Raw genomic sequence first — 19,773 nt, 5'->3', positions numbered from 1 at the left:
GCCGCCACCCCGGCGTCCGGCCGATCCACCCGGAACCCGGTCGCCGCCGGCGGCCGTGCAGATCGGAGTTGCCGGATGCGCCCTCATGGAGTTCGCGGGCCGCGAGCTGCCCGCATGGTCGTGCGAGCGGTTCCCTTGCGGCCTTCCGGCGGCTGCACACGCGGCGCGTCCACACCGATACGCCGCGCGAACTCGGCGAGCCCGGGGGTGCCCGGGTCCATGCTGAGCAGGTCCACTGTCGTCGACCGCACCGACCTCTGCCGGGCAAGGTATTCCGGGGCGAGCGCCTCCGCGTCGAGGAGCAGGGCCAGCGCCTGGTCCGGCCGGCGCCGCTGCGCCCAAGCCCGGGCCGTATCGGCCAGCAACCGGGCGCGCTGGAAATCCGGGAGGCGATCGGTATCGATCCGGGCGGCCAGCCGGATCGCGACGCCCGCGTCACCGAGTTCCACCGCGGCGGCGACCTCGTGCAGGGCGACGGCGGTCGGGCCGAATTCGACCCGGTATTCCTCCCGGTCCGCCCCGACGGCACTCGCCGTCTTGCGGGCACTGTCCAGCAGCTCGCGAACCAGCTCGGCATCGTCCACCCGGGCAGCGATGATCGCGGACTGCAGGGTCAGCGCACCGTAGACGACCGGTGCCCGCGATGCCGGTAGTTCCAGCAGTACCTCCAGGGCGGCCCGCGCACTGTCGGCTGTCTGCCGGGCGAGGTCGAGGCGCTGCCCGCGCTGGAAAACAATGACGCGCCGGTAGGCGCAGGCCGCCATGAGCACCGGATCCGCGCGACGCTGCGCTACCCGCATCGCGCGTTCGGCGGCGGCCCAGGCGGCATCGAACTGCTGCAGTTCGGCCAATGCGACCGCCCACACCTGACAGGTTGCGGCCAGCAGTTCGTCCGCCCGGCCGGAATCCGTAGTCGCGGAGGCAGTTTCGAGGTGCGGTAGCAGGGCCTCGAGCAGCGTATGCAGTTCGGCGTAACGCGCCTGGTGTGCGCAGGTCCAGATATCGTCGACCTGTTCGGCAAGCCGGTCGAGATCGGGCCGTGCCACCGGCTCGGCCACCGCCGCGGCGAGGGCATGGTCGGTGACCAGCAGCAGACGCAGCGCCCGGACGTGGGCCGGGATCGGTTCGGCCCGGGCCGTGGGCGCGCTCGGCGCCAGTTCGGCCACCGGCATTTCCAGCACGTCGGCGATGCGCTGCAGCACATCTAGCGCCTTGACCGTCCGCACCCCGCGTTCCACCTGTGACACCCAGGCCTCGGACCGTTTGATCAGCGGCGCGAAATCACGTTGGGACAATCCTTTCCGAGCACGATAGTAAGCAATCCTGCGCCCGATCCCGGATTCGTGATCACTCATCAGTGGGATGTGCCTTTCGCTGCAACCGGATGCATTCTCCGGCTCTGGGCCGATAGTAGGGCCATCACTACAGCCGGGCAGCGGTCGGCGATACCGGTTTTCCGCATCGGATCGGCCGGAATGCGGTTTTTCCGGGCCGATCGGACAGGAATGCGTTTTTTCCGTACAGCCGGCCGGTATTACGGAGATATTCGGGCATACGAAGGGGCAGTCGGCATGCCCGCCCCTATCGGACCGGACCTCGTATCGCACGCGCCCCGGCCCCGGCGCAGCGCCTCGGCTCGCTTCGAAACGAGGTGCCGGTAGCGCGCTCGAATCCATGGGTTTAATATAAGTCTTAACTTATCAAAGGAGGACAGCATGGCTTTACTCACCGATCCCGTTACCGTCGCCGGACTGGTGACCCGGGAAGTCCGCACGGGTGAACGCCGAGGAGTGCCGACCAGGATTGCCGTCGCCCGGCGCACCTATGGCACCGGCCCGGACGATCTCTGGAATGCGCTCACCGATATCGACCGGATACCGCGCTGGTTCCTGCCCATCAGCGGGGATCTGTCCGTAGGCGGCAGGTATCAGCTCGAAGGGAATGCCGGCGGTGTCGTCGAAGAATGTGAGCCGCCGAAACGATTCGCCGTCACCTGGGAAATGGGCCCGGCTGTCTCCTGGCTCGAAATCCGGCTCGAACCGGCAGCAGAGGGCACCACCTTGGAATTGCTGCACGAAGCCCCGGTCGATCCGGATATGTGGACACAATTCGGCCCCGGAGCGGTCGGAGTGGGCTGGGACCTGGGCCTCATGGGCCTGGGCCTGCATCTGGACACCGGCGCGGGCGTAGACCAGGAAGCCGCCCTGGAGTTCCCGGCCACTCCGGAGGGCAAGAATTTCGTGCGCACCGCGGCCACGGCCTGGGCCGAAGCGGCCATCGCCGACGGCGACGATCCCGCCCTCGCACAACAGGCCGCCGACGCCACATCGGCGTTCTACACCACCGTCCCGGAGGAAGACCAGCAGTCCTGATGTCGAGTCCTGTTCCCGCAGCCGTATTCGAGGCACTCGCCGACCCGGTCCGGCGCACCATCCTGGCCCTGGTGGCCGCCGGTGAACAGCCGGCAGGTGCGCTCGTGGCCGGGGTCCGGGCGCATACCCCGATTTCCCAGCCCGCCGTCTCGCAGCATCTCAAAGTTCTCCGCGAGGCCGGTCTGCTGCGGGTACGACCGGCGGGAACCCAGCGGATCTATGCCCTGGACCCGGACGGGATCGCCGCGGCCCGGGATTGGCTGGCCGCCCTGCTCGATCCGATGGCGCTGTTCGCGCAGCCGCTCGACGCGCTCGCCACCGAGGTCGCGCGCGGTAAACGCGAGCGCGGCCGGCAGCAGCCCGGCACCGGCGCAACAGAACGCGATACCCGGTCCGCTCGAGCCACCGTTCCGGCGCCACTCGGTGACGCCGGTCGGTAATCGAACACGCCGAATGGATTCCTTCTTCACCCGCCACAGCAGCCGGCGGGCCTTGCCCGGAGTGCGTTCGGGGTGTAGGTCCGACCGGTCCGGCGGCACGGCCACCCGGGATGCCCGGCTTTCCGGGTGATCCGCCCGTAATTTCCTGGTATATAGCTTTGATGCGGCGGTGGATGATCTGGGCAGCACTCGGTCTGGCAGCGGTCCTGGTGGTACCAGGGGGCGGATACTTCCTGATGAATTCCCGCACCTACCAGCTGGCAGGCCGGTTGGTGGACCGGGTGGAAGCGGAGGACAAAGTCGTCGCACTGACCCTGGACGACGGCCCCAGCGAGCACGCCGGTGAAGTACTCGACCTGCTCGCCGCCGCCGATATACCCGCGACCTTCTACCTCAACGGCCGCGATCTGGCCGCCCGCCCCGAACTGGGCCGGGCGATCGCCGAAGCCGGCCACGAGATCGGCAACCACACCTACAACCACCGCCGCATGGTGCTGGTCTCGTCCGCAACGGTCGCCGACGAGGTGCAACGCACCGATACCGAAATCCGTAAGACCGGCTATCAGGGCAACATCACGTTCCGTCCGCCGTACGGCAAGAAACTGTGGACGCTGCCGAAGTACCTGTCCGGCCACGACCGCACCACGGTCACCTGGGATGTGGAACCGGAAGCCGGGAACAGCTCGGCCGATGCAATCGTGGCCGCGACCGTCGATCAGGTCCGGCCCGGATCGATAATCCTGCTGCACACCATGTTCGGCAGCGGGGCGGCCTCCCGGGCGGCGATCGGCCCGATCGCCGAGAAGCTGCGGGCCGACGGCTACCGGTTCGTCACTGTCTCGGAGCTGATCGACGGCGCCGGTTCCGGCAAGCCATAACCCTCCGGGACAGGTAGGTTCGCAGGCAACCCGCAGACCGCCGGAATCCGGCGGCAGATGAACGACTCCCACCCGAGAGGGGCAGATTGATGGTTTCGGCGCCGCAACCCCGGATCGCCCCCGGCCGCCTGCGCGACCTGGGACCGATCAACTGGGCCGCCTGGCAGGTGCTTTCCCGCGCCTCGGGCACCTCGGACGCGCAACTGTTCAGTACCCTCGGCCGCACCGGCCGCCTGTTCCGCGGCTGGCTGCATTTCTCCGGAATGCTGATGCCGGCCGGACGCTTACGCCGCCACGACAGCGAACTGGTGATCCTGCGCGTCGCCCACCTACGTGACTGCGCCTACGAAACCGATCACCACATCCGCCTCGGCCGCCGCGCCGGAATCACCCCGGAAATCCTGGACCGGATCCGCCAGGGCGCGGGCGCCGACGGCTGGACCGATAAACACCGAGCCCTCCTGACCGCCGTAGACCAACTGGTGCAGACTCGCGATATCGACGACTCCACCTGGAACCACCTGGCGACCTACTACGACGACAAACGCCTGATCGAAATCGTCCTGCTGGTCAACCAGTACGAGGGCCTCGCTGCCACCATTCACACCCTGCGCATCCGCCGCGACGACTTCTGAACCGGTCGCTCACCGCCGGAAAGCACGACCGGCCCGGCCGGTCGGACCCGCCGCCGCGCATACGCCACCTGTCTGTGCCGGGCCACCATCCGGGCGCCCGCACCGATCAGGTCCGCGGGGTGCGTCGTGCACGAACTCCGCTCCTCCGCCGGATTCCGCCGGCTGAGCTCCGCCCGGCCCGGCGAGACACACTCGTCGCTCGCGTCTCACCACCGCGTGCCGCCTGGACCTGCGGGCACGAGACCCTCGTGTCCAGGGTCGAACCCGGAAGCCGACCGCGTCGTCATCGACTGGCATGACGATCTGTTCAGAGCCACCCTCTACTCGAACACAAAAGGCCCGGCGCGGTGGATACCGTTCCGGGCCTTCTGGCCGAATCGACCGGAAACGATCAGAAGTTGATCATGTGGCCGGCCAGGCCGTGGATCGCCTCCTGCAACGCCTCGCTCAGCGTCGGATGCGTATGCACGTTGCGGGCCAGCTCGTTCACCGTCAGGTCCCACTTCTGCGCCAGGGTGAGTTCCGGCAGCAGCTCGGAAACGTCCGGGCCGATCAGATGTCCGCCGATCAGCTCACCGTATTTGTTGTCCGAGATCAACTTGACGAAACCGGTCGCATCGCCGAGGCCGTGCGCCTTGCCGTTGGCGGTGAACGGGAAGGTCGCGACCTTCACGTCGTAGCCCTCGTCGCGCGCCTGCTGTTCGGTGAGCCCGAAGCTGGCGACCTGCGGCTGACAGAAGGTGGCGCGCGGCATCATCCGGTAATCGCCCAGGGTGAGGGTTTCCGCACCGCCGATGGTCTCGGCCGCGACCACACCTTGGGCTTCCGCGACATGCGCGAGCTGCAGTTTGGCGGTGACGTCGCCGATGGCGTAGATATGCCCCACAGTGGTGCGCATATTGTCGTCGATGGCGATGGCACCGCGCTCGGTCAGCGCGACCCCGGTGTTCTCCAGCCCGTAGCCCTCGACGCGGGGCGCGAAGCCGACGGCCTGCAGCACCTTGTCCACCGTCACCGTCTCCACCTGGCCGGACTTGTTGTCCTTGATCGCCACGGTGACCTTGGACCCGTCGTCGTCGATGGACTGCACGGCCGCGCCGGTGCTGATGGTGATCCCCAGCTTCTTGTACGCCTTGGTGATCTCCTTGGACACATCGGCGTCCTCGTTGGGCAGCGCGCGGTCCAGGAACTCCACGATCCGCACGTCCACGCCGTAGTTGCGCAGCACGTAGCCGAACTCCATCCCGATGGCGCCGGCGCCGACGATCAGGATCGAACCCGGCAGATCGCGGGTGAGGATCTGCTCCTCGTAGGTGACGACATTGCGGCTCAGCGAGGTACCCGGCAGCAGTTTGGTCTCGGTGCCGGTGGCGATGATGGCGTTGTCGAAGGTGATCGACTCCGTGCCACCCTTGCCGAGTTCCACCGCGATGGTGTTGGGATCGGTGAACGAACCCTTACCGTCGTATTCGGTGATCTTGTTCTTTTTCATCAGGAAGTGGACGCCCTTGACCCGGCCGTCCGCGACCTTACGGCTCCGGTCGAACGCCGCCCCGAAATCGAACGACGCCTCCCCGGTGATACCGAAGGTTTTGGCTTCCTTGGTGAAGATATGAGCCAGCTCCGCATTGCGCAGCAGCGCCTTGGACGGGATGCAGCCCACGTTCAGGCATACGCCACCCCAGTATTTCTGCTCGACGATCGCTGTTCGCAGGCCGAGTTGAGCGGCGCGGATCGCGGCGACGTAACCGCCGGGACCAGCACCGAGAACGACGACATCGTAGTGGGAAGTCACGGTGTCGAGCCTAACTCTCTCCCCACGACCGGGCCCACCCCACCCGTCCCGCCGGTGAACCGGATCGTCGTACCGTGACGATGCCCGCCCGCCGCTCCGGGCGGCTGCGTTGATATCCGTGGTGACCGTCGACCTCCCGCGCCCGGCTCGTCCGGGACGCACTTTCCGGGCCGGCCACAGCGGGCCGCGGCCATCGCTACCACGCCGGCGCCCACAGCGCTGGATCCCCTCGCGGGAACCGCCTCGACCCAGCTGGTCCGGCTCGTCCGCGATACCGGTTTGCGGGCGGGTGCCGCACGCGACCGGATCAGCGCAATCCACGGGCCACGCCGATCGATCCGGCGCTCGCCGCGCCACATTGTGGATACCGCGCGTCCGTGCCGATGAGCCGGATCGCCGGTAGTCCGCCGAGTGGCCACCGGCCGGTTCCACCCGGTCGGCGTCCATTCGCACCGGACTTTCAGCCCAGCAGGAAAGCGACCAGAAAACCCGCCGCGGTCGCTATACCGACCCACCAGCCGCCCTCGCGGTAGGCCTCCGGCATGAGGGAATCGGCGAGGACGGCGACCGTGGCACCACCGGCGAAGGCCTGGATGGCACTGATGGGGGTCGCACCGAGATGTTCGGCGAGCATATGTCCGGCCACGGTGACCACGACCAGCACCACTCCGGTCGAAACCCACAGGCCGAACGCCTTCCGGGTGGAAACGTCGCGGTCCCGGCGCAGCAGCGCGGAACCGCCGATCGCCTCGGGCACATTGCCGACCGCGATGGCCACCAGCAGCGCCAGGCCGCCACCGGACCCGAGCGTGACCCCCAGCGCCGTGTTCTCCGGAACGCCGTCGAGGACGGTACCGAGCATGAGTGCCCAGCCGACGGCTGCACCGCCGCCCTGCCGTTCGAGAAATCGGTTGGCCACCACGTAGACCGCGGCGCCCAGGAAAAGTGCGGCGCCGGCGGTGACGGCACCGGCCTGGAGGAAGGCGGGCTCGAACAACTCATTGGAGACCGCGGCGATCATCGTGCCCGCCCCGAAGGCCATGAGCGAGGCGAGCAATGGTTTGGGCAATGTGGTGCGCAGCCCGATCGCCGCACCGATCACCAATGGAATTGCCGTACCGAATCCATACAGGAGTGCGGTTCCCATAGCGTCGACACTATGTGTTTCCCGGTTATTACCCGGACTCCACACGGCTACCGAGAATTATTCTATTATTTCCCTCTAAAATCCGGCATGCGGGCCGGAACCGAGTACTGTCCGGTTTGGCGGCTTTTCCGGTGACCACGCCTGCTACCAGCCAACTTTCGGCAAACCCGCAGACACCGGCCGGCGCGCTGCGAAAGGCCCGATCGATGACGAGGGGATCGGGCTTTTCGGTATTGTTCTGCGCGATGTCACAGGAAGCGAATTCGGGACGAAGGTATGCCGGCCAGCCCGTAGAAGATCGGCAACGCGAGCGACGCGCACGTTTTCTCGAATCCGGCCTGACGGTTTTTGCCCGCGACGGGTATGCCAATAGTTCGGTCGGTGCGATTTGCAAAGACGCGGGACTGTCCTCGCGTCAGTTCTACGAGGAGTTCACCGGCCGCGAATCCTTACTTCTCGAACTCTTCGCCCTCATCGACCGAGAATCCCGGTCGTCGGTGCTGGCATCGCTGGACCACAGCACCGAGCAGAGCTCGATCCAGCGGATCGACGCAGCCGTCCGCGCGTACGTGCAGTCCATCGGATCGGATATGCGGCGTGCCAGAGTGGTCCTGGTCGAGGTGGTCGGTGCGGGCGCCAAGGTGGAGAAGATGCGCACCGAATCGCGCCGCGCCTGGAGCGCCGTCCTCGCGCACGCCGCCGAGGACGCGGCTCTTCACGGGGAGATCCCGACCGGCGACTACGACCTGCGCATGCTCGCCATCATGGGCGCCGTCAACTACGTGATCGAGGAGTGGAGCGGAAACGAACCCCAGCGCCCCCTCGACGAGGTCATCCACGTGTTGAGCCGCATCATCATCGGCGCCATCCGGGCCTGAGACACCGTCCACGGCGGCGCACGTCGATTAGCGTTGACGCCGTGGAAACCGTTGCCATCCAGATGCCGGACGGTAGCACCGTCCCGGTGCGGCTCATCCCCGCCACCGGACCGCGCCGGCATCCGATCACCCTCGATCGCCCGCGCCCCGTGCTCGTGTTGATCCCCGGGCTCGGCGTGCCCGGGGAGTACTACCTGTACTTCGCCCGGGAACTCGCCCGCCGGGGGGTAGATGTGGCGATCGGCGAACTACGCGGTAACGGTGCCAGCACACCGAAACCGAGCGCGGCCAGTTCCTACGGATACCACGAACTGGCCGCCGTCGATTTCCCGGCGATTTTCGAAGCTGTCCGCAACCGGTTCCCGGACAGCACCCCGTACCTGCTCGGTCACAGCATGGGCGGGCATCTCTCGGTGCTGTACGCGGCGCGGATCCGAGGGCGGCTCGGCGGGCTGATCCTCGTCGCCTCCGGCACCCCGTACTATCGCGGATTTCGCGGCATCCTGGGGCCGGGCCTACTGCTGGGCACCGCCGCCGTCTCGCTCACCGCGAACCTCGCCGGTGTCTGGCCCGGCGATAAACTCGGCCCCAACGGGTTCGGCCGCCAATCCAAGGTGCTGATCTCGGATTGGGCGCGGCTGGCCCGCACCGGCCGGTTCACCCCGGCCGGTGCCGATATCGACTACGAGGAACGGATCGCCCGGCTGAAGCTCCCGGTCCTGTCGATCACTCTCGCCGGTGACGAACTGACCCCGCCGGCCTCGGCCCGGCATCTGCTGGAAAAACTGCCCGCCGCCGACAAGACCAGCCGGCACGAACCCCGGCAACTGGGCCACAACGGCTGGATCTCCGATCCCGCACCGGTGGTCGACCACATCGAGAAATGGCTGCGCGACCGGTGACGGCTACTTCGAAGTACGGCCCTCGACCAGCATCTGGGTGAAGAATTCGTAGATCAGGGCCGCCTGGAACGCCGACTGTTTGTTGTCCGCGGCACCGCCGTGCCCGCCTTCGATATTCTCGTGATACCAGACGCGGTGCCCCTGCTCCTCGAGCAGCGCCGCCATTTTCCGGGCATGCCCGGGATGCACCCGGTCGTCGCGGGTGGAGGTGGTGAGCAGAATCGGCGGATAGGTCGCGCCCGCACCGTTTTCCATCGCCTTCTGATAAGGCGAATAGCGGCTGATGTACTCCCATTCCTCGGGTATATCCGGGTCACCGTATTCCGCGACCCACGATGCCCCGGCCAGCAACAGGTGATACCTGCGCATATCGAGTAGCGGAACCTGGCAGACGATGGCACCGAATAATTCCGGATACCGGGTGAGCATCACGCCCATCAGCAAACCACCGTTACTGCCGCCCACCGCGCCCAATTGCGGTGCCGTGGTGATCCCACGCTCCACCAGGTCCCGCGCGATCGACGAGAAATCCTCGTAGACCTTGTACCGGTTCGCTTTCTGCACCGAGGTATGCCATTCGGGCCCGTATTCCCCGCCACCGCGGATATTCGTCATCACCCAGGTGCCGCCCTGCTCCAGCCAGCCCATACCGGATGCTCCGCTGTATCCGGGCGTGCGGGAGACCTCGAACCCGCCGTAGCCGGACATCACCGTCGGCGCGGGCCGGCCGCGGTTATCGCGATGCCGGATCACGAAGTACGGGATCATCGTGCCGTCGTCGGAGCGGGCGAAGAACTGTTCGGTTTCGATCCCGGTCGCGTCGAAGAACGCGGGCGCTTGCTTCAACTCGCTTGCCGGAGCACCGACCACACCCGACAGCAACGTTGTCGGTGTGGTGAAGCCGCTGGTCATCAGCATGAAATCGTCGCCACCCTCGAGTGGGTCGAGATTCATGACGCTCGTGGTGGCCATGGCCGGGGTATCGGCGAGAGGCTCCCTGCGCCACCCGCCGTCGCCCGGGGTGAGGACATACAGTTTGGTCTGCACATCTTCCAGAGTCACCAGCAGCAGATGATTCTCGGTCCATCCGTAACCGTGCAGCGCGGTATGCGCATCGGGTTCGAACAGCACCTCGAAATCGCGTTCGCCGGAAAGGAAACGGTCGAAATGCGTCACGATCAATGATCCGGCGGAGTACGTACGCCCACCGGTCTCCCACGGAGATTTCAACCGCACCAGCAGCCAATCCTTGTACCAGGATTCGTCGGCGTCGGACGGGGTTTCGAGCCGGATCCGGGAACCGTCGTCCTGCAGCAGGTACACGTCCTCGTTGTAGAAATCGGTGGCCTGCCCGACATAGTGGCGTTCGTAACCGGGCGTGCGATCGTAACCGGCGCTGATCGCCACGTCCGTGGTCGCGCCCTCGAACACCGTTTCCGCGGTTTCGAGAGCGGTACCGCGGCGCCAGCGTTTCGCGATCCGTGGATAGCCGGAATCGGTGAGTGAGCCGGGCCCGAAATCCGTGCCCACATACACCGTGTCGATATCTATCCAGCTCAGCCGGGATTTCGCCTCGGGCAGGAAGAATCCGCCCGCTTCGGGGGCGATGAATTCCCGCGTGCCGAGATCGAATTCGCGCACGACCTTGGCATCGGCCCCGCCCCGGGAAAGGCTTATCAGGGCGCGGGATTGCTCCGGCCGCAACACCCCGGCCCCGCCCCACACCCAGTTCTCGTCCTCGGCCGCGGCGACCGCATCGAGATCGATGAGGACATCCCATTCCGGTTCCGGCTTGCGGTACTCGGCGAAGGTGGTCCGCCGCCACAGACCCCGCGGATGTTGCGCATCACGCCAGAAGTTGTACAACCATTCCCCGCGCCGGCCCGGAAACGCGATCTTGGCATCGGTATCGAGCATGTCCAGGATTCGCCGCTGCAACAGGTCGAAACGATCATCCGCGGCGAACCGCTGCATAACCACTTCGTTGTGGGCCCGGGCGAAATCCAGCGACCGCTCGCCGGTGACCTCTTCGAGCCACAGATAGGGGTCGACTGCGCTGTCCCGTGCATCGCTCATCCGACCATTCTCACCCAGCAGGACAGAAGTGTGCGCTGCCGGTCGCCGCCCACCCCCGGTACAGAACCGGGCAGACGTCCAGTGCACTCGATCTGTATGCCGGGCGGCCGGTGGACCCCGATGTCGTCAGTGGTAGCCCTGCCGCCGAGGTCCGAACGCCCAGTTCAGGTTTGAAAGCGGGCGGGTATTTCTGCGCGGGCAGTGTCGAACAGGTCCGCGCAGCGGCTGAGCAGCCGGAACAACGTTTCTCGTTCGGAATCGGTGAACCCGTCGCCGACGGACCGTTCCACGGCGATCGCGCGTGCATCGGCATCGTGCATCACCGATTCGCCTTTCTCGGTGAGCCGGGTTTCCAGCACGTTCCGGTGCCAGGGGTGCGGGGTGCGTTCGATCAGCCCGCGATCGACGAGGTTGGTGAGCACGGTGTTCATGGTGGGCGGTGTCACCCCGCACAGCCGGGCCAGTGCCGCGGCGGAAATCCCCGGGTTCTCGGTGAGGAACAGCAGCGCCGCGTATTGCGCCTCGGTGACCCCTGCCGGCTTCAGCACGGCGAGTTTGGCCGCGGTGCGTGCTTGTTCCGCGCGTTTCACGTACGAACCGATGCGCTCGCCGGCGGGCATGGAGGTCATGCAGGCATGGTATCCAGCCGTCCACAATTAGAGTCTTGACGACTATTAGAACTCTAATCACCATTCGTGCACACACTTTGGCTCGCACGCTATCGACTGCTTCCGAAGGGTCGGCAAAACAATGCTCGATCCACAGAAAGTCCGCTGGTCAACCGCACTCCTGGCGGCTGCCGCAAGCTTCACGCTCGCCGGTTGCGGCGAGAGCGCCCCGGCCGCATCGCTACCCCGGGTCGAGACGGCGTTCACACTTCCGGGTGACCGGGTCTACCCGGAAGGCATCGCCCTGGACGAACGGACCGGCGATATCTACGTCGGCTCCTTCGCCGACGGCACCGTCTACCGCGCCACCCCTGGCGCCCCGAGCGCCGAGGTCTTCCTGCCCGCGGGCGCCGACGGCCGCCGAACGGCCAACGGATTACGCGTAGACCCCCACGGCAGGCTCTGGGTGATCGACTCCACCACCGGCGTCACCGTCTACGACCTCGCCTCACGCACCCTGCTGGCCCGCTTCGACGCCACCGGCCCGGCAGACCGGTTCCTCAACGACATCGCCCTCACTCCCGAAGGCACGGCCTATCTCACCGACAGCCGGCGTGCGATCGTCTACCGGATCACCGCCGACGCCCTCACAGAGGCCATGAGCACCGGCGGCCACGGCGAACTCACCGAAACCTTCGACCTGAACCCATCCCTGAAACCCCACGATCCAGGCTCGTACACCCTGAACGGCATAGTCGCCGATCCCACCGGGTCCTATCTGCTCACAGTCGACTCCACCGGTGGCGACCTCTATCGAATCGACCTCACCACCACCACAATCAGCAAAGTAGCCCTCGAGGGTGGCGATCTCGCTCTCGGTGACGGACTCGACCTCGATGCCGGTACCCTCCGGGTCGCCCACAACACGGAAAACACCCTCAGCCGCTGGGTGCTGTCGCCCGACGGCACCACCGCAACTCGCACCGGCCGCCACCACGACGACACCCTCGCCACCCCGACCACCCTGGTCCACGGACCGGAGACGACCCTGGTTGTCGCCTCACAGTTCGACAACGGCGGCCCGCTGGGGCCGGGCGTCCCCACCAGCCCGTTCCGGGTATCGGCGGTATCCGGATTCTGACCCCCGGAGGCGACCCGCCGGGCCGTCGATCATGTGGGGACGTGCACCCGCTCGGCGTCGATCCGGGCGATACGGTCGGCACCCCAGCGGCCGAGCGGTTCCAATGCCGCGTTGAGCGCCGTCCCGTCGGCGGTCAACGAGTACTCGACCCGCGGCGGCACCTCCCGGTACACCTCGCGGTGCACAATCCCGTCCTCGGCCAGCTCCCGCAATTGCTGGATCAGCATCTTCTCGGAGATCCCGGGCAGTCCGCGTTTGAGTTCACCGAACCGTCGGACACCTTTCTCGTGCAACTCCCACAGAATCAGCGATTTCCATTTGCCCCCGACTACATCCATCGCGGCGTCGATACCGCAGAAGTACGGACCACATCGCTTATCGCTCATCGCTCAACCTCACTACCTGCATACAAACTATTTGGTAAGTACCCAACAAAAAAGTAGGTACTTGCCGTCACAACAGTACCGGGGGACGCTCGGTGCAGGCACGGACGACGTGCCGCACCAGCGCGAAAAGGAGTCACTCCCAATGGGACAACCCGTACCGACCCGAGTCACCGTGCTGGGGCTCGGCGCGATGGGCAGCGCCCTCGCGGCCGCTTTCGTGAAGGCCGGCCACCCCACCACCGTCTGGAACCGAACCCCCGGCAAGGACGCCGAACTGATAGCGGCCGGCGCACTCGGTGCCGAGTCGGCCGAAACAGCGGTCGCCGGCGCAGACCTGATCATCGCCTGCCTGTTCGACCACGCATCGGTCCACGAAACCCTCGACCCGGTGACCGGCATACTTACCGGCCGCGACCTGGTGAATCTCACCAGCACCGAACCTGCGGGCGCCCACGAACTCGCCGATTGGGCTGCCCAGCACGGTATCCCGTTCCTGGACGGTGGCATCATGGCCACCCCGCCCATGATCGGTCAGCCTGGTTCCGCCTTGCTGTACAGCGGCTCAGAAGAAGTTTTCGACCGGCACCGGCAGACTCTCGAACTACTCGGCTCCGCAGAGTATTTCGGCGCCGAACCGAGCAAAGCCTCACTCGTCGATTTCGCACTGCTGTCCGGGATGTACGTGATGTTCTCCGGCTTCTACCACGGCGCCGCAATGGTGCGCTCCGCCGGTATGTCCGCAGCCGAATTCGGCCGGCGCGCCGAAGGATGGCTGGGTGCAGTCCTCTCGACCCTGCCCGCCACGGGCGAACGGATCGACAGCGGTGACTACTCCGTGCCTTTCCAAACCCTGGATTTCACCAAGGCCGCCGTCGACGCCATCGTTTCCGCCAGCCGCGACGCCGGAGTGGACCTCGACATCGTCGGCCCGGTGAAGAACCTCGTCGACCGACAGGTCGCCGCCGGCTACGGCCACGAAAGTTCTGAGCGAATGTTCGAGAGCCTGCACCCACCGGTCCGGCCGGCAAGGTAACCCCCACCCCGTCCCGCCGATCCGGTCGGCCGACCGAGCCAGTCGGCGGTGGTGTAGGAAGCCGGCAGCGAACGGTCCACGCCCCCATTACAACCGCCGGTTCGAACACGACGCTCTCGATGGACGCATCACGACCGAGGGCCGGCCCACCTGACGGTGGACCGGCCCTCGGTTCGAAACTGCTTGCCGGGAGGCTGGACTCAGAAGTCCATGCCGCCCATACCGCCGGTCGGGTCGGCCGGGGCGGCCGAGGCCTTCTCCGGCTTATCGGCGACAACGGCCTCGGTGGTCAGGAACAGGGCCGCGATGGAGGCCGCGTTCTGCAGGGCCGAGCGAGTGACCTTGACCGGGTCGGCGACACCGGCGCCGAGCAGGTCTTCGTAGTCACCGGTCTGGGCGTTGAGGCCCTGGCCGGCCGGAAGGTTGGAAACCTTCTCCGCCACCACGCCGGGCTCGAGGCCGGCGTTGAAGGCGATCTGCTTCAGCGGAGCCGACAGCGCCACGCGGACGATGTTCGCACCGGTCGCCTCGTCGCCTTCGAGCTTCAGGTCGTCGAGAGCCGGAGCCGACTGCAGCAGGGCCACGCCGCCACCGGCGACGATGCCCTCTTCGACGGCAGCCTTGGCGTTGCGCACGGCATCTTCGATGCGGTGCTTGCGCTCCTTGAGCTCGACCTCGGTCGCGGCACCGGCCTTGATGACCGCAACACCGCCGGCCAGCTTGGCCAGGCGCTCCTGCAGCTTCTCGCGGTCGTAGTCCGAATCCGAGTTCTCGATCTCGGTGCGGATCTGCGCGACGCGGCCCTGGATGGCGTCGGCATCGCCGGAGCCCTCCACGATGGTGGTCTCGTCCTTGGTGACGACGACCTTGCGGGCCTGGCCGAGCAGCTCGATGCCGGCGGTCTCCAGGTTGAGGCCGACCTCTTCGCTGATGACCTCGCCCCCGGTGAGGATGGCGATATCGGCGAGCTGGGCCTTGCGGCGGTCACCGAAGCCCGGGGCCTTGACGGCGACAGACTTGAAGGTGCCGCGGATCTTGTTCACGACCAGGGTCGACAGGGCTTCGCCCTCGACGTCCTCGGCGATGATCAGCAGCGGCTTACCGGCCTGGATGACCTTCTCCAGCAGCGGCAGCAGGTCCTTGACGGTGGAGACCTTCGAGCCGACCAGCAGGATGTAGGGGTCCTCGAGGACCGCTTCCTGACGCTCGGGGTCGGTGACGAAGTAGCCCGAGATGTAGCCCTTGTCGAAGCGCATACCCTCGGTGAGCTCCAGCGACAGACCGAAGGTCTGCGCCTCTTCGACGGTGATGACGCCTTCTTTGCCGACCTTGTCCATGGCCTCGGCGATCAGTTCACCGATGGACGGATCGCCCGCGGAGATACCGGCGGTGGCGGCGATCTGCTCCTTGGTCTCGACCTCCTTGGCGGAGTCGAGCAGCTTGGCGGTGACGGCCTCGACGGCCTTCTCGATCCCGCGCTTCAGGCCCAGCGGGTTCGCGCCGGCCGCGACGTTACGCAGACCTTCGCGCACCAGCGCCTGAGCGAGCACGGTGGCGGTGGTGGTGCCGTCGCCCGCGACGTCGTCGGTCTTCTTGGCGACTTCCTTGACCAGCTCGGCGCCGATCTTCTCGTACGGGTCCTCGAGCTCGATCTCCTTGGCGATGGACACACCATCGTTGGTGATCGTGGGGGCGCCCCACTTCTTCTCGAGCACGACGTTGCGGCCCTTCGGCCCCAGCGTCACCTTGACCGCGTCGGCGAGGCTGTTCAGGCCCCGCTCGAGGCCGCGACGGGCCTCTTCGTCGTACGCAATTGTCTTGGCCATTGCGGTGAGATCCTCCAAATGATGAGGCTGACACACAGGATGACCGCCTTGTCGGGTCACCCTTAGCTACGCTGTGGCCAGGCTCGGTGCCCGCGACGGACGACCAGGGGTGTCGTGTACCCGATCTCACCGTCCCGACCTAGCACTCTCCGTTCGAGAGTGCCAAAGCCATTTTTAGCACTCGCCGATGGCGAGTGCAAGGTAGGTGCTCACGAAGACCGCGAGAACCCCGCCGCCCGACCTACCGGAAATACCTCACAGGCTGTCCGTCACCCGGAGAGCGAGAGCCAGGAAGGCGTCCGCGCGCCGCTCTTCCGGACTCCGCGGTTCCCCCTCGTCGATGGTGACGAATTCGGCGTCGTGCAGGAGAAGTTCCGCTTCTACCCGCATGATCGCGCGGATGAACGGCGGCGCGACCTCGGGTGGCAGATCACCGTTGACCACGTAACTGCCGTCGGACAGGGATTCGGTGGAGACATAGGTGAGTGCGCGCAGCAGATCGTCCCGGTGTTCCCCGGCGACCAGATCGGGGTCCGTTTCATCCGCCATTGCTATAGGTTACCGGGACTACCGCCCCCGCCGGGAGCGCCGACGCGAACGGCGGCGATGCGCCCCGGCGTCCCCGACCGCGAAAGCGACCCACACCACGGACCGATTTCTGCCGCTCAGAGCGGTTATCGGGCGAATCCCGGCACGGCGGACTACTGCTTGCCGGCAACGATCTGCTGCAGGATTTCGATCAACCGCGCCTCGAGCGCATCTTTGCGCAGGCCCGCCTCGGACAAGACGCCCGTCCCGTTCTCCTGCTCCAGAATCGCGAGCAGGACGTGTTCGGTGCCGATGTAGTTGTGTCCCAGGCGTAGCGCTTCGCGGAACGTCAGTTCCAGCGCCTTCTTGGTTTCGGCGTCGAAGGGCACGAGTCCGCCCATCTTGCCGCTGGAGGTGGCCGCCTTCAATTCTTCGGGCGAGATCGGGGCGCCCGGCTCCGCACCCGATACCGCGATGGCGGCGGCCGCGAGGTCGGCCGGCGAAACGTCCTGGTCGGCGATGAGCCGGACCGCCAGACTGTCGGCCTCACTCAGCAGGCCGAGGATGAGATGAGGAAGGTGGATCTCGGCACTACCGGCGCCGCCGGCCGCTTCCTGGGCGGCGACGACCATCGTCCGGGCCCGTTCGGTGAATTTGGCGAAACCCGCGTTGGGGTCCATTTCGACGGACGGATCTCCCGGCGCCTTGGGAACGAAACGTTTCTGCGCGGCCTGTTTACTGACGCCCATACTCGCGCCGATATCGGTCCAGGAGGCACCCGAGCGGCGGGCCTGATCGACGAAATGGCCGATCAGATGGTCGGCCACATCGCCGAGATGTCCGGCGGCGACCACCGCATCGGACAACTGTTCCAGGGCACTGTCGGGACGAGCTTTTTTGATGACCTCGATGAGGTCGTCCAATCGCACGGGGGAGTTCATGCGTCAACTATAAGTTGACGCAAAATTCATCGTCAACCAGTAGTTGACGACCTCAGTTCCGGCCGCCCGGTCGCCGCAAGCGCAGGCGGGAATCGCCACGCAGCACCGGCCGCCGGATCTCCGGCCGGCGCAGCACCGGCAACCTGCGATCGGCCCGGCGCTGAGCCCGCCGTTCGGACGGTTTGTACTGCCAGGTCTCGGGCCGGGCCGCAACCCACCGCTGCGAGTACCAGGCGAACGGGATATGCCCGATATACAGCACGATGAGCACCAGCAGCAGCACGATCGGATAGGTGATCAATGCCGCACCGGCCACCGCGACCAGCACCAGCAGCCCCGCGGCGGCCTGCGGCGCCACCGAAACCGATTTCATGGCCAGTGTCGGGATCGTGCTCACACACAGCGCCGCGGTGAATACCGTCCACGCCGCCACGATCGGAAAACTGGTCCACCATCCGTCGCCGAACTGGACGAACAACGCGATCGGCGCCATCGCGATGAGCGCACCCGCGGGTGCGGGCACGCCGACGAAGTACTCCCGCGCCCAATCGGGCCGGGTGTCGTCGTCCATCAGCGTATTGAACCGGGCCAGCCGCAACACGATGCTCACCGCGTACAGCAGGGCAATGATCCAGCCCGCGCTACTGCTCTCACCGTCGAACAGCACGACATAGATCACCAGCGCCGGCGCCACCCCGAAAGAGATGGCGTCGGAGAGTGAATCCAGCTCCGCACCGATCTTGGTGGTGGCCGACAGCAACCGGGCCAGCCGGCCGTCCAGGGTGTCGAGCACCGCGGCGGCACCGATCATGGCCAGCGCGATTTTCAGTTCACCTTCGAGGCCGAACTTCACCGCGGAAAGCCCCGAGCACAGCGCCAGGATCGTGACGATACTGGGCAGCAACCTGATGGACCGGCGCCGCCTGCCTTCGATGACCTGCTCCATCACGACCCCGCTGACGGCAGAACCGCCAGCACCGTCTCCCCTCCGATCGTCCGCTGCCCGATATCGACGAGCAGTTCGGTACCGGCCGGGAAATACGTATCGACGCGGGAACCGAATCGGATCAAGCCGTAGGTGTCGCCGATCGTGATCCGGTCCCCCGGGGCCGCATCGCAGACGATCCGCCGGGCCAGCAACCCGGCGATCTGAACGACCACCACCTGTTCCCCGGTCGGGGTGTCGATCACCATACTGTTGCGCTCGTTGACCGCGCTGGCCTCGGGAAGGTCGGCGGATTTGAAGCTGCCGCGCTGATATTGCACCTGGCGGACCACGCCGGAAACCGGTGTCCGCTGCACATGCACGTCCAGAACGGACAGGAAGATGCTCACCCGCGGCAGCGGCCGATCCCCGAGACCGAGTTCGGCGGGCGGGATGGCGGTATCGACGAGTGCCACCTCACCGTCGGCCGCCGCCACCACGACACCCGGCCGGTTCGGCGGAACCCGATGCGGATGCCGGAAGAATGTGGCACTCGCGGCGGCGGCGGCCAGTCCGGCCCGCCGTAGCCAGGGGCGACGCCGTCCCGCCAGCGCCACGACCAGCGGTGCGGCCACGAACGGCAATCCGGCCGGATGCATCGGCGGGACCGCTTTACGCACCAGATCGGCCAGATGGCCCGGCCCGGTACGTTCCGGGGTGCCGGGCGGAGTGGGACGGCGTGCCACAGATTCCTCTTTCATACTCGATTCGATCCACTCGGACCGACGGTACGGTCGGACACCCGTGGCGTCCCGGCCGATCCTGTCGGCGCAAGCGTTCACACCTTACGCCGAGCAGGGGTATTCGTGCCGGGTGTCGCCGCAGGCTTACCTTCTGACGACCAACTTCACCAGGAACAACAGGATGACCGCGCCGGCCAGGCAGGTGAAGAAGCTGAACCACCAGCCGCCACCCGCGACGTCGACCCCGAAGGCCGCGAGCAGGAAGCCGCCGAGCAGACCACCGACTACACCGACCACGATATTGAGCAGGATCCCCTGTTGTGCATCGGTTTTCATGATCTTACTGGCTATCCAGCCGGCGATACCGCCGATGATGATCCAGCCGATGATGCCGAGACCGAGCATGAGTGTTCCTCGCTATCTGTCCGGTTGTGCGCTCACGGTGGCGAACGCCTATGCGGGCGATACCCGGGCTCGGTCCGGATAACCCCTGGAAGAAAATCGGATATGAGCTGCCAT

General features: G+C 66.4%; 20 protein-coding genes. 8 read left to right on the top strand and 12 right to left on the bottom strand.

Annotated features, from left to right (window positions below):
- Positions 1 to 83: 83 nt before the first annotated feature.
- Positions 84 to 1,355: a helix-turn-helix domain-containing protein gene (locus NFL01S_RS21205; RefSeq protein WP_062977899.1), complete on the bottom strand. Its 1,272-nt coding sequence runs from the start codon at positions 1,353 to 1,355 to the stop codon at positions 84 to 86.
- Between the two features lie 360 nt (positions 1,356 to 1,715).
- Here NFL01S_RS21205 and NFL01S_RS21200 point away from each other — a divergent pair, with 360 nt between their 5' ends.
- The 4 genes from NFL01S_RS21200 (at position 1,716) to NFL01S_RS21185 (ending at position 4,325) form a co-directional block, all read left to right on the top strand.
- Positions 1,716 to 2,372 carry an SRPBCC family protein gene (locus NFL01S_RS21200; protein WP_062977897.1) on the top strand — a complete coding sequence of 219 codons (657 nt, stop codon included), beginning with the start codon at positions 1,716 to 1,718 and terminating at the stop codon, positions 2,370 to 2,372.
- Entirely contained in the window at positions 2,372 to 2,812 is a 441-nt protein-coding gene (locus NFL01S_RS21195) for an ArsR/SmtB family transcription factor (RefSeq protein ID WP_062977895.1), read from the top strand. The genes NFL01S_RS21200 and NFL01S_RS21195 overlap by 1 nt, the downstream gene beginning before the upstream one ends.
- Positions 2,813 to 2,973: 161 nt before the next feature.
- On the top strand, positions 2,974 to 3,690 hold the full coding sequence (locus tag NFL01S_RS21190; protein WP_062977893.1) for a polysaccharide deacetylase family protein: 717 nt from the start codon (positions 2,974 to 2,976) through the stop codon (positions 3,688 to 3,690).
- Between the two features lie 89 nt (positions 3,691 to 3,779).
- Positions 3,780 to 4,325: a carboxymuconolactone decarboxylase family protein gene (locus NFL01S_RS21185; RefSeq protein ID WP_062977891.1), complete on the top strand. Its 546-nt coding sequence runs from the start codon at positions 3,780 to 3,782 to the stop codon at positions 4,323 to 4,325.
- 391 nt (positions 4,326 to 4,716) lie between these two features.
- Here the strand turns inward: NFL01S_RS21185 and lpdA are convergent, their stop codons facing one another.
- Positions 4,717 to 6,120, bottom strand: a complete 1,404-nt coding sequence (gene lpdA, locus NFL01S_RS21180) for a dihydrolipoyl dehydrogenase (RefSeq protein WP_062977889.1) — start codon at positions 6,118 to 6,120, stop codon at positions 4,717 to 4,719.
- A gap of 460 nt (positions 6,121 to 6,580) precedes the next feature.
- Positions 6,581 to 7,267 (bottom strand): ZIP family metal transporter, encoded by a 687-nt coding sequence (locus NFL01S_RS21175; RefSeq protein ID WP_062977887.1) that lies wholly within the window; start codon positions 7,265 to 7,267, stop codon positions 6,581 to 6,583.
- A 245-nt stretch (positions 7,268 to 7,512) separates the two neighbouring features.
- On the opposite strand from NFL01S_RS21175, the gene NFL01S_RS21170 reads away from it, so the two are divergent.
- Complete coding sequence (locus NFL01S_RS21170) at positions 7,513 to 8,145, top strand: TetR/AcrR family transcriptional regulator (protein ID WP_062977885.1); 633 nt, start codon at positions 7,513 to 7,515, stop codon at positions 8,143 to 8,145.
- Between the two features lie 41 nt (positions 8,146 to 8,186).
- A complete protein-coding gene (locus NFL01S_RS21165) occupies positions 8,187 to 9,047 on the top strand; it encodes an alpha/beta hydrolase family protein (protein WP_062977883.1) in 861 nt (286 codons plus the stop codon).
- Positions 9,048 to 9,050: 3 nt separating this feature from the next.
- On the opposite strand, the gene NFL01S_RS21160 is transcribed toward NFL01S_RS21165, so the two are convergent.
- Positions 9,051 to 11,123, bottom strand: coding sequence for a prolyl oligopeptidase family serine peptidase (locus NFL01S_RS21160; RefSeq protein WP_062977881.1), 2,073 nt, complete (start codon positions 11,121 to 11,123; stop codon positions 9,051 to 9,053).
- A 164-nt stretch (positions 11,124 to 11,287) separates the two neighbouring features.
- Positions 11,288 to 11,752, bottom strand: coding sequence for a MarR family winged helix-turn-helix transcriptional regulator (locus NFL01S_RS21155; RefSeq protein WP_245670815.1), 465 nt, complete (start codon positions 11,750 to 11,752; stop codon positions 11,288 to 11,290).
- Between the two features lie 121 nt (positions 11,753 to 11,873).
- Here NFL01S_RS21155 and NFL01S_RS21150 point away from each other — a divergent pair, with 121 nt between their 5' ends.
- Entirely contained in the window at positions 11,874 to 12,872 is a 999-nt protein-coding gene (locus NFL01S_RS21150) for an SMP-30/gluconolactonase/LRE family protein (RefSeq protein WP_062977879.1), read from the top strand.
- Between the two features lie 29 nt (positions 12,873 to 12,901).
- Here the strand turns inward: NFL01S_RS21150 and NFL01S_RS21145 are convergent, their stop codons facing one another.
- Entirely contained in the window at positions 12,902 to 13,258 is a 357-nt protein-coding gene (locus tag NFL01S_RS21145; RefSeq protein WP_062977877.1) for a winged helix-turn-helix transcriptional regulator, read from the bottom strand.
- Between the two features lie 142 nt (positions 13,259 to 13,400).
- Here NFL01S_RS21145 and NFL01S_RS21140 point away from each other — a divergent pair, with 142 nt between their 5' ends.
- Complete coding sequence (locus NFL01S_RS21140; protein ID WP_062977875.1) at positions 13,401 to 14,291, top strand: NAD(P)-dependent oxidoreductase; 891 nt, start codon at positions 13,401 to 13,403, stop codon at positions 14,289 to 14,291.
- Between the two features lie 200 nt (positions 14,292 to 14,491).
- Here the strand turns inward: NFL01S_RS21140 and groL are convergent, their stop codons facing one another.
- The 6 genes from groL to NFL01S_RS21110 all read right to left on the bottom strand — a co-directional run bounded on the left by groL (position 14,492) and on the right by NFL01S_RS21110 (position 19,659).
- Positions 14,492 to 16,117 carry a chaperonin GroEL gene (gene groL, locus NFL01S_RS21135; protein WP_062978191.1) on the bottom strand — a complete coding sequence of 542 codons (1,626 nt, stop codon included), beginning with the start codon at positions 16,115 to 16,117 and terminating at the stop codon, positions 14,492 to 14,494.
- Between the two features lie 255 nt (positions 16,118 to 16,372).
- Entirely contained in the window at positions 16,373 to 16,666 is a 294-nt protein-coding gene (locus NFL01S_RS21130; protein WP_033246356.1) for a DUF222 domain-containing protein, read from the bottom strand.
- Between the two features lie 152 nt (positions 16,667 to 16,818).
- Positions 16,819 to 17,586 (bottom strand): Clp protease N-terminal domain-containing protein, encoded by a 768-nt coding sequence (locus tag NFL01S_RS21125; RefSeq protein WP_062977873.1) that lies wholly within the window; start codon positions 17,584 to 17,586, stop codon positions 16,819 to 16,821.
- Positions 17,587 to 17,638: 52 nt separating this feature from the next.
- Positions 17,639 to 18,532: a CDP-alcohol phosphatidyltransferase family protein gene (locus NFL01S_RS21120; protein ID WP_062977871.1), complete on the bottom strand. Its 894-nt coding sequence runs from the start codon at positions 18,530 to 18,532 to the stop codon at positions 17,639 to 17,641.
- Positions 18,532 to 19,257 (bottom strand): phosphatidylserine decarboxylase, encoded by a 726-nt coding sequence (locus NFL01S_RS21115; protein ID WP_062978190.1) that lies wholly within the window; start codon positions 19,255 to 19,257, stop codon positions 18,532 to 18,534. The genes NFL01S_RS21120 and NFL01S_RS21115 overlap by 1 nt, the downstream gene beginning before the upstream one ends.
- Before the next feature lie 141 nt (positions 19,258 to 19,398).
- On the bottom strand, positions 19,399 to 19,659 hold the full coding sequence (locus tag NFL01S_RS21110) for a GlsB/YeaQ/YmgE family stress response membrane protein (RefSeq protein ID WP_062977869.1): 261 nt from the start codon (positions 19,657 to 19,659) through the stop codon (positions 19,399 to 19,401).
- Positions 19,660 to 19,773: the final 114 nt, after the last annotated feature.

Origin of the sequence: Nocardia flavorosea NBRC 108225 (assembly GCF_001613385.1) — a bacterium.
Lineage (GTDB): Bacteria > Actinomycetota > Actinomycetes > Mycobacteriales > Mycobacteriaceae > Nocardia > Nocardia flavorosea.
Note: the sequence above shows the minus strand (reverse complement) of the source record. Positions and strands in the feature narration are given on the sequence as shown.